This window comes from Microbacterium meiriae (assembly GCF_025143875.1).
GTDB classification, from domain to species: domain Bacteria; phylum Actinomycetota; class Actinomycetes; order Actinomycetales; family Microbacteriaceae; genus Microbacterium; species Microbacterium meiriae.
The window spans coordinates 90,332-99,705 of the sequence record NZ_JAMBDU010000013.1; the positions used below are offsets into that span (position 1 = coordinate 90,332).

The following is a 9,374-nucleotide window of genomic DNA, read 5'->3' on the forward strand; positions in this document are numbered from 1 at the left end:
GAGGCACATACGCTGGAAGGCATGGACGACAGGTACGGATCGGACGTGCTGGCGGCGGGCTGGCGCGAGCGCGGCGCGAAGCCGGTGCCGCAGGTGCCCGCGGAGGTCGATCTCGTGGTCGAGGTCGCGGCGGACGGGTTCTGCGGCGCCGTGACCAAGGTGCAGGGCGGCACCGTGGAGCTCGAGGACCGGCTCGGGCGGCGGCGCCTGTTCCCCCTCGGCGGCGGCTTCCTCATCGACGGAGCTCCGGTCCGCCTCGCCGCCCCGGCGGCGTCCGCACAGGGACCCCGTCGCACGGCCTCCGGATCTTTCGCGGTGGCGGATCAGCGGGCGCGGACGGCGCTGCCCAGCCGCATCCTCGTCGAGGGGCGGCACGACGCCGAGCTCGTCGAGAAGGTGTGGGGCGCCGACCTGCGCGTCGAGGGCGTCGTCGTCGAGTACCTGCAGGGCGTGGATCTGCTCGACGAGCTCCTCGCCGCTGAGCCCCCGAGTGCGCGACGGCGGTACGGAGTCCTCGTCGACCACCTCGTGCCGGGGTCGAAGGAGTCCCGCATCGCCGAGGCGGTCGCCCGCGGCCCGCACGGCCGGCACGTCCGCATCGTGGGCCACCCGTTCGTGGACGTCTGGCAGTGCGTCACCCCTCGGGCACTCGGCATCGCGGCATGGCCCGAGATCCCGCGCGGCGTCGACTGGAAGACCGGCATCTGCCGCGCGTTCGGCTGGCCGCACGAGACCCAGGCCGACACGGCGAGGGCCTGGCAGCACATCCTGTCGAAGGTCACGACCTACCGCGACCTCGAGCCCGCGCTCCTCGGGCGGGTGGAGGAGTTGATCGACTTCGTCACCGCGCCCGCGGGGTGACCGCGTCCGGCCGCGGGACCGCCGGCGACTACCCTGGATCCATGCCCGAACCGCGTACCTTCCGCGACGAACCGGTGTCCTTCGTGCGTCGGAGCGGCCGGATGTCCGAGGCGCAGGAGCGCGCCTTCACCGATCTCGCCCCGCACTATCTGCTGGATGTCCCGCGCGCGGTGGCATGGACCTCCGTGCACCCCGAGGCGCGGCTGGACGTCGCCGCCGAGTACGGCCGGGAGGCCGATCTCTTCGTCGAGATCGGGTCCGGCCAGGGGCATGCCATCGTCGCCGCCGCGTCGAGCCGTCCGCACGACGACTTCCTCGCGGTGGAGGTCTTCCGTGCGGGGCTCGCCCGGACCATGCTCGACGCCGACCGCGCGGGTGCACAGAACCTCCGCGTCGTGGAGGCCAATGCGCCGGAGGTGCTCTCCTCGTACCTGCCGGAGGCAGCGGCGGCCGAGGTGTGGATCTTCTTCCCCGATCCCTGGCACAAGAAGCGCCACACGAAGCGTCGCCTGGTGCGCCCGGGATTCGGGGACACGGCCGCCAGGGCGCTGCGCGACGGCGGCCTCCTCCGGCTCGCGACCGACTGGGAGGACTACGCACTGCAGATGCGGGAGGTGCTCGACGCCGAGCCTCTGTTCGAGCGGGCCTTCGAGGGCGACTGGGCCGAGCGGTTCGACGGCCGCGTCATGACCGCGTTCGAGCGGAAGGGCCGTGCGAAGGGCCGCGACATCCGCGATCTCGTGTACCGCCGACGGGATCGTGCATGACGGAGGCCTCTCCGAGTGCGCCCATGGGGGTGCGCCTCGTCCCCGCGGCGCTGGTGTGCGCGGCCGCCCCGGCCTTCTTCGTCGTGGCGCTGCCCTGGCTCGGCTGGCTGCTGCTGGCGCTGGGCGTCGGTGCCGCCCTGCTCGTGGAGCGCCGCGGCGAGCCGCTGACCGGGGCCGACGGATCCCGGCGGCCCTCGCTCACCCGTGACCTCTCGCTGATCGCGCTCGGCATGCTCATCGTGAGCGTCATCCCGCTCGCGGCGGAGCTCGACAACCTGGCCATGCTGCGCTTCACCCTCGCGCTCGGCTGTGCGGTGCTCGTGCCGTATCTGCTCTCGCGGTTCGCCTTCCGCGACCGGGCGATCCGGTTCCCCTGGCGGACCGGGCAGCGCTGGGGACTGCTCCACTGGGGCTGGCTCGTCGCGGTGCTGGTGCTCGGCTGGCTGATCCTGCCCTTCTACTTCATCACCAGCGGCGTCTATCAGAACTGGCCCGTGGTGGACACGCCCGATCTCATCGCGCGGCTGTTCGTCGGCGTCGGCGCGGTCGGCATCTGGGATGAGCTGTTCTTCATCTGCACCGTCTTCGCGCTGCTGCGTCGCCATTTCCCCGATGCGCTGGCGAACGTGCTGCAGGCCGTCGTCTTCGTCTCCTTCCTCTGGGAGCTCGGCTACCGGGAGTGGGGGCCGCTGCTGACCATCCCGTTCGCGCTGCTGCAGGGGTTCATCTTCCTCCGCACCCATTCGCTGGCCTACGTCGTCACGGTGCACCTCCTCTTCGATGCGGTGGTCTTCGCCGTCCTCGTCCACGCCCACAACCCCGGGCTCCTGCCGATCTTCCTGGTCTGACGGGGTGACTTCGCGGTCGTCAGCGGTCACACTCGATGCATGACCGAGTGGGTGCTGCACGTCGACATGGATCAGTTCATCGCGGCAGTCGAGGTGCGGCGCCGTCCGGAGCTGGCCGGCCGTCCTGTCATCGTCGGGGGACGCGGTGATCCGACCGAGCGGGCCGTCGTCTCGACGGCGTCGTACGAGGCCCGCGCGTTCGGCATCGGGTCGGGCATGCCGCTGAAGATCGCGGCGCGGAAGGCGCCGGAGGACGCGGTGTTCCTGGCCGTCGATCACGCGGAGTACGAGCGGGCGTCGGACGAGGTGATGGCCGCGCTGCGTGCACTGCCGGACGTGGTGCTCGAGGTGGTGGGGTGGGACGAGTGCTTCCTCGGAGTCGCGACCGATGATCCGGAGGGCGTCGCGCGGGCCGCCCAGCGGGCGGTGGAGGAGGCCACCGGCCTGCACTGCTCGGTGGGCATCGGCGACAACAAGGTGCGGGCGAAGATCGCGACCGAGTTCGGCAAACCGCGGGGGGTCTTCCGGCTGACCGCCGACAACTGGTTCGCGGTGATGGGCGACCGGCCGACGCGTGACCTGTGGGGCGTGGGACCGAAGGTGCAGAAGCGGCTGGCGACCCACGGTATCGCGACGGTGCGCGAGCTGGCGGCCGCGGACGAGGAGACGCTGGTCGCGGAGTTCGGTCCGAAGATGGGGCGGTGGTATCTGGGTCTGGGCTCGGGGCTGGGGCCACGGATCGTCGACGACACCCCGTGGGTGGCCCGGAGCCACAGTCGAGAGACCACGTATCAGCAGAACCTCACGACACGAGACGCGGTACAGGATGCGCTGCGCGAGCTCGCGGGGCACGCGTTCGACGACTGCGCCGTCGAAGGGCGTCCGGTCACCCGGGTGCACCTCAAGGTGCGGTATGCGCCGTTCGAGACGAAGACCTTCGGCCGGAAGCTCCCGGACCCCACGACGGAACGAGAGGACGTGGTCGCGATGGCACTCGCTCTCGGCGAGACCCTCGACGCCGACCGGGAAGTGCGGCTGCTCGGTGTCCGTGCCGAGATGACCATGCCCGACGAGCCGGACGGCGCGGAACGCACCCCCGTGCGCGGTCGCATCTGACTCAGTCGCGGACCATTGCGGCGATCGCGCTCACCTCGATGAGCGCTCCGGGCACGCCGAGGCCCGCCACCCGTGCGGCGGTCACCAGGGGCGGGGCGCCTTCTCTGGCGAGCGTGGCGGCCACGGCGCCGTACGCCGCGCGCAGATCTGCCTCCTGATCGATGAGGATGGTCCAGCTCACGACCTCGTCGAGCGTCGCCCCCGCGGACTCCAGTGCGACTCGGGCGTTGTCGAGAGCGCGGAGGGACTGCGCGGCCACGTCGGGGGAGACGACGGCACCGGAGGCATCGACGCCGTTCTGCCCTCCGATGTAGACGGTGGTCGCCCCGGGCGGGACGACAGCGGCGTGACTGAAGGCAGGGCTGCGGACGAGGCCGTCCGGTTGCAGGAAGGTGATGTCCATGCGCAGATCATGCCCGAGGGCACCGACATCGCGCACCCCTGGTCTCACACGGGGTCGGACGGGACGAGCGGTGGTGGGGCCGGGACGCTGGTCACCGTGCCGGTCGTGCCGAGGTTGCCGAGGGCATCGAAGACCGCGATCACGACCGCGGCACTCACCACGGCACCGTGCAGCGGGTGGTGCCAGAACTGCAGCCGCGCGGTCAGCCGGTCTGCGCTCACGCTGACCACGAGTGCCCGCACCCCTTCGTGCCGGTGCACGCCCTCCGCCGTCCCGGCCGCGTCGACGAGCGGCGCGAGCAGATCATCGATCCCGGTCGTCCCGTCCCGCCGGACCCGCACCTCCACCTCGCTGCGCCGGGCGCCATGGGTGGAGTCGTTGACGACGGGATCCGAGAGCAGGCGCGCATTGGGGATGTGGAGGGTGCGCCCGTCGACGGTGTGCAGGATCACCGCGCGGGCGTTGAGCTCGGTCACGGTCCCGGCGATGACCGAATCCAGGGCCTCCACGACGATCTCGTCGCCGATGCGGACCGTCTGCCGTGCCTGCAGCAGCACACCGGCCGCGAAATTGTCGGCGACGCCGCGGAGGACGAGGATCGCCACGATGCCGAGGATGACGACGATCGCGAGCAGAGGCTGGACGTTGGCGCCGAGCATCGCGAGCGCGATGCCGAAGCCCAGCAGGAGGATGGCGTAGCCGACGAACTGCGCGATCGCCGTCCCGACGGCGGCGGAGATCCCGGGGGCACGCCGGAGCAGGGCTGTGGTGCCCCGGCGTGCGAACCGCGAGATGATCCAGGTCGCGAGGGCGACGAGCAGGGCGAGCAGCAGCTGCCACCAGTCGATGTCGGTGGGCAGCAGATCCTGCAGGTCCATGCCGCGGGCTCCTCGCGATGGTGGGGGTCGGCCGCGGCCTACTGCAGCGCCTTCGCCTTGATGAGGGAGTACTCGTCCGGCGTGATGGTGCCGGCGTCGAGGAGTGCCTTGGCCTTAGCGATCTCCTCGCTCGGACTGCTGCCGGCGACCTGCTGGATGTAGGCGTTCGCGGCCTCCTGCGCCCGACGCGCCTCGGCGCTGCTGCGTTCGGCCATGCCGTTGCCGCGGGCGATGAGGTAGACGAGGGCGGTGAGGAACGGCACGAAGATCAGGAAGAGGATCCACACGGCCTTCCACCAGCCGCTCAGCTTGTGATCGCGGAACAGGTCTCCGATGATCGCGAACAGAGCGAAGAGGTACGCGGTGAAGGCGAAGATCCACAGGAACCACCAGATGATGTCCCAGAACGATGCCCAAAATCCCATGACTGCTCCTTTCTCGGTGCCGCCGTCGCCGGGGCACGCTCGGAACATACCGGCGGCCGTGACCCTCCGCACCGGTTCCGTGGGGAGTTCACCCGGGTGACTCGGGTCCGCGACGCGTCCTCGGCCGGACGCCGCCGGAGCGTCGGCAGTACGCTTCCCTCGACGGCGGAGGGAGCCCCGATGAGCGCAGTGCGCAGACCGTCCTGGCTGCTGAGCACTCTGGACGGCTACCAGCGCCAGTGGATCGTGCGGGACGTCCTCGCCGGCCTCTCCGCGGGTGCGGTGGTGGTGCCGCAGGCCATGGCCTACGCGACGATCGCCGACCTCCCGGTGCAGGTCGGCCTCTACACGTGCATCGTGCCGATGCTCGTCTACGCTCTTCTGGGCGGCAGCAGGGCGATGAGTGTCTCGACGACCTCGACCATCGCCACCCTCACCGCGACGACGCTGGTCTCGGCGGGCGTCGCTGCGGGGTCGGACGACGCTCTCGGCGCGCTCATGATGCTCACCCTCCTGGTGGGGGCGGTGCTGCTGCTCGCGCGGGCGTGCCGCCTGGGCTCGCTCGTCGAGAACATCAGCGGAGCCACCGTGCTCGGACTGAAGATCGGGGTCGGGGCGACGGTGGCCGTGGGCCAGCTGCCGAAGCTCCTCGGAGAGTCGTTCGACTTCTCCGGCCACGGCTTCCTCCGGTCCCTGGTCGCCGTGGGAGGGGCGTTCGACAGCGTCAACGTGCCCACGCTGCTCCTCTCGACCGGATCCATCGCCACCCTCCTGCTCCTCAAGCGCTTCGCTCCGCGGGTGCCGGGCACCCTCGTCGTCGTCGCGGCCGGCATGCTGCTCGTCGGGGTCGGCGGGATCGATGAACTCGGGGTCGACCTCATCGCCCCGGTGGCCGGTGGTCTGCCCGTTCCGGGCATCCCTGACCTGTCCGAGGCCGCGGCCCTCGTGCCGGGAGCGCTCGCCATCGCCGTCATGGCCTTCCTCGAGTCCGCTGCCGTCGCGCGCAGCCTGCGCCAGGCGACGGAGCCGCAGATCGACAGCGACCAGGAGCTCTTCGCGACCGGGGCGGCGAACACCGTCGGCGCATTCTTCGCGGCCATGCCCGCAGCAGGCGGATTCTCGCAGAGCGCGGTCAACCAGGGAGCCGGCGCCCGCTCCCAGCTGGCGACGCTGACGACGGTCGCGCTGGCCGTCCTGGTCGCGCTCTTCCTCGCTCCTGTGCTCAGCCTGCTGCCGGAGGCGACGCTGGCCGCCATGGTCTTCACGGCGGTGGCCGGACTCATCAACATCCCCGAGCTCGTGCGGTGGGCGCGCATCAGCAGAGTGGACTTCTGGGTCGCGACCGCGGTCGCGTCGATCGGCCTCACGGCGGGACTCCTTCCTGCGGTGGCCGTCGGGGTCGTGGTGACCCTCGTCCTCGTCTTGCGGGAGCTCAACATCCCCCGGGTCCGGGTCGTGGGGCGGAGGGGGAGTGCTCTCGGTCTGGAACCGGAACGGGGGCTGTACACCGCGAACGCGCTCGCCAACCAGCGGCTCATCGTCCAGACGGTCGCGGCTCAGGCCGAGCCGGTGCGGACGCTCGTGCTCGGGCTGCCGCAGCAGGTGGTGATGTCCATCACCGTGCTCGACACCCTGGAGGCGCTCGACCGGGAGCTGGCTCAACTCGGTGTGCAGCTCGACCTCGCGGCTCTGCCGGAGGAGGCGTCCGTCGTCGCGGCGCGGACCCCTTGGTACGCCGGGCTGGTGGAGGCGGGCCGCGTGCACCCTGCCGTCGATGTCGGGCTCCGGGCCGCGGCGGATCGGGAGGAGCGCGGGGGCGTTCACCCGGGTGAAGTGCCCGACGAGCGGTGACGCGCGGTCATCGCCTGCCTAGGCTGACGGCACGAGGGATCCGTGGGGCGATCGATACCGGGGAGAGCATGCCCGACCGCAGCCGGAACCGGAGAGCGAGACGATGATGGCGGCGCGCGGGGGACTGACGTGGCGGTGGTCGCGGTTCGGTCTCGGCGTCCTGTACGCCGTGCCTCCGATCGCGGTCGCACCGTTCGACCCCGCTCTCGCGCTGGCGCTGAGCATCGGGGTACTGCCCGCGGCCGTCATCGGACTGCCCCCGCGGCGGCGGGCCCGCTCGGCGATCCCGGTGCTGGGGGCGCTGGTGGCGCTGGGGCTCCTGCTCGGCGCCGCCCTCTCCCTCGTACCGATCTTCGCCGTGCTCGCCCTGGCCGTGCTGGCGGTGCTGGCCAGCATGCTCGCCGCGCGGGAGCGCGCCGGACAGCTCGCTCTGACCCTTGTCCTGCCCATGGTCGGGATCGGTCTGAGCTTCCCCCTGTCTTCGACGACGCTCCTTCTGGCGGGCGCGATCGTCACGGGTTCGATCTACGCGTGGCTCATCGCGCTGCTGTGGCCGGAGCACGGGGCGGGTACGCGCGCCCCGGCGGCCATGCCCAAGGGGCGAGCCCTGCTGATCTACGGGATTCTCCTGGGCGCCGCCGCGGGGACGGCGGCCGCCATCGGCTTCGCGACCGGGGTCGAGCACGTGGGCTGGGCGACGGGCGCCGTGCTGCTCGTGATGCGTCCCGTGCGCGGGCAGCTCGTCCTCCGCAGCGTCGGTCGGGCGGCGTCGGTGCTCATCGGAGCGCTGGCGGCCGCCGGTTTCGCGTTGCTGTCTCCGAGTGGTGCGGTGATCGGCCTCGCGATCGGCGTCGTGCTGGGGTGTCTCGGCGCGGTGCAGGAGAGCCGGTGGTATGTCGCCCCCGCCTTCACGACCTTCCTCGTCCTCACCCTGCTGCTGTCGACATCGGTCGAGTCGCCGACCGCGCGCTTCCTGGAGCGGACCCTCGAGACGTTCCTGGGCGTGGCCCTCGCGCTGTTCTTCGGGGCGCTGGTGCCGGCGTTGTTGGCGATCCGACGGCCGGTGCGCGCCGGCGTCACCGAGTGAGCCCGGTCCGCGATACCTCTTGCGGGACCGCTCCCACCTTGCAATAGACTGCCCGCGAGGGGGAGCAAGATCGAAATCGGGGGGTTTCGAGTGCTGCACGATGTACGGAGGGCGGGAACGGACGAGAGTCCCCTACCTGCTGCGGTGAAGGGCGAGGTCCGTCGAGAGCGCCTGCTCTCGCGATTGACGGCCGCGATGGACGGGCCGTGGACGCTCACGCTCGTGAGCGCGCCGGCAGGATCAGGGAAGACCAGGCTGCTGTTGCAGTGGGCGCAGGATCTCCGCGCCGATGCGGAGATCGCGCTCGTGTGGGTGGCGCTGGAGCGCGGGGAGGCGGACCTGCCGCTCGTGCGTGCGGCACTCGAGCGGATCGACGATCCCGGCTTGCAGGACGCGCTGTCCCAGGTGTCCTCCCTGCGGTCCGCGGCCACGGCGCGGGCGCTCGCCCGGGCCCTCAGCGAGGCGAGGGGGCGCATCGTCGTCGTCGTCGACGACGTGCACCGTGTGGAGGACGAGGAGACCGCGCAGCTGATCTCGACGTTCGTGCAGAACGCCCCGGGCAACGTGCACGTGGTGCTCTCCGGACGAGGGACGAGAGCCATCCCTCTGGCGCGTCGACGCATCGCGGGGGTGGCGCTCGAACTGGACGCCCGCGCGCTCGCGTTCGACCCGACCGAGGTCAGGGCGTTCTTCCGCACGCGGGGTATCCGGCTCTCCCAGGGGGAGATCAGCTCCGTGCTCTCCCGAACCGAGGGATGGGCGACCGGCCTGCAGCTCATGATGCTCGACGCCGCGGGGGCGCAGACCGTGCTCTCCCGTCCGCTCCGCGGAGACGCCCCCGAAGTCGCGGACTACTTCGTCGAGGAGGTCCTCGGCGACCTGGACGGCGAGCTCCGGTCTTTCCTGGAGGCGACGGCGGTCGTGGAGACCTTCACCGCCGAACTCGCCGCAGTGCTCTCGGAAGCCGGGGCCGTGACGGCCCTGATCGACCGGCTGCTCCGCCTCACCGTGCTCGCGGGACCCGACGCCGCGGACCCGCCCCGCTACCACTATCCGCCACTGCTGCGGGAGTTCCTCCTCGGCCGGCTGCGGGAAGGCGGCCCCGACCGAGAGGAGCAGCTCCACCGTCGGGGGGCGG

At 71.5% G+C, this 9,374-nt stretch carries 10 protein-coding genes; 7 read left to right on the forward strand and 3 right to left on the reverse strand.

Going from position 1 to position 9,374, the window contains the following annotated elements:
- The first annotated feature begins 21 nt into the window (after positions 1-21).
- Genes M4D53_RS09940 through M4D53_RS09955 form a run of 4 tightly spaced genes read left to right on the forward strand, consistent with a single transcriptional unit; the run spans position 22 to position 3,592 of the window.
- On the forward strand, positions 22-861 hold the full coding sequence (locus M4D53_RS09940) for a DUF3097 domain-containing protein (RefSeq protein ID WP_187663770.1): 840 nt from the start codon (positions 22-24) through the stop codon (positions 859-861).
- A 41-nt stretch (positions 862-902) separates the two neighbouring features.
- A complete protein-coding gene (gene trmB, locus M4D53_RS09945) occupies positions 903-1,628 on the forward strand; it encodes a tRNA (guanosine(46)-N7)-methyltransferase TrmB (protein WP_187663771.1) in 726 nt (241 codons plus the stop codon).
- Positions 1,625-2,476 (forward strand): CPBP family intramembrane glutamic endopeptidase, encoded by an 852-nt coding sequence (locus tag M4D53_RS09950; RefSeq protein WP_259953780.1) that lies wholly within the window; start codon positions 1,625-1,627, stop codon positions 2,474-2,476. The genes trmB and M4D53_RS09950 overlap by 4 nt, the downstream gene beginning before the upstream one ends.
- Before the next feature lie 39 nt (positions 2,477-2,515).
- Positions 2,516-3,592 (forward strand): DNA polymerase IV, encoded by a 1,077-nt coding sequence (locus M4D53_RS09955; protein WP_259953781.1) that lies wholly within the window; start codon positions 2,516-2,518, stop codon positions 3,590-3,592.
- A 1-nt stretch (position 3,593) separates the two neighbouring features.
- Here M4D53_RS09955 and M4D53_RS09960 read toward each other — a convergent pair whose 3' ends face one another.
- The 3 genes from M4D53_RS09960 to M4D53_RS09970 are packed head-to-tail and all read right to left on the reverse strand — an operon-like array spanning position 3,594 to position 5,298.
- The gene (locus tag M4D53_RS09960; RefSeq protein ID WP_259953782.1) at positions 3,594-3,995 is read right to left on the reverse strand and encodes a RidA family protein; all 402 of its coding nucleotides are present in this window, start codon (positions 3,993-3,995) and stop codon (positions 3,594-3,596) included.
- 44 nt (positions 3,996-4,039) lie between these two features.
- A complete protein-coding gene (locus M4D53_RS09965; protein ID WP_259953783.1) occupies positions 4,040-4,873 on the reverse strand; it encodes a mechanosensitive ion channel family protein in 834 nt (277 codons plus the stop codon).
- 38 nt (positions 4,874-4,911) lie between these two features.
- On the reverse strand, positions 4,912-5,298 hold the full coding sequence (locus tag M4D53_RS09970; protein ID WP_187663776.1) for an SHOCT domain-containing protein: 387 nt from the start codon (positions 5,296-5,298) through the stop codon (positions 4,912-4,914).
- Positions 5,299-5,478: 180 nt separating this feature from the next.
- On the opposite strand from M4D53_RS09970, the gene M4D53_RS09975 reads away from it, so the two are divergent.
- From M4D53_RS09975 to M4D53_RS09985, 3 genes are all read left to right on the forward strand, one after another.
- The gene (locus tag M4D53_RS09975) at positions 5,479-7,149 is read left to right on the forward strand and encodes a SulP family inorganic anion transporter (protein ID WP_259953784.1); all 1,671 of its coding nucleotides are present in this window, start codon (positions 5,479-5,481) and stop codon (positions 7,147-7,149) included.
- A 103-nt stretch (positions 7,150-7,252) separates the two neighbouring features.
- Positions 7,253-8,236 (forward strand): FUSC family protein, encoded by a 984-nt coding sequence (locus M4D53_RS09980; RefSeq protein WP_259953785.1) that lies wholly within the window; start codon positions 7,253-7,255, stop codon positions 8,234-8,236.
- 144 nt (positions 8,237-8,380) lie between these two features.
- Positions 8,381-9,374, forward strand: a 994-nt coding sequence (locus M4D53_RS09985) for a winged helix-turn-helix domain-containing protein (protein WP_259953786.1), incomplete at its 3' end; no start/stop codon positions are given.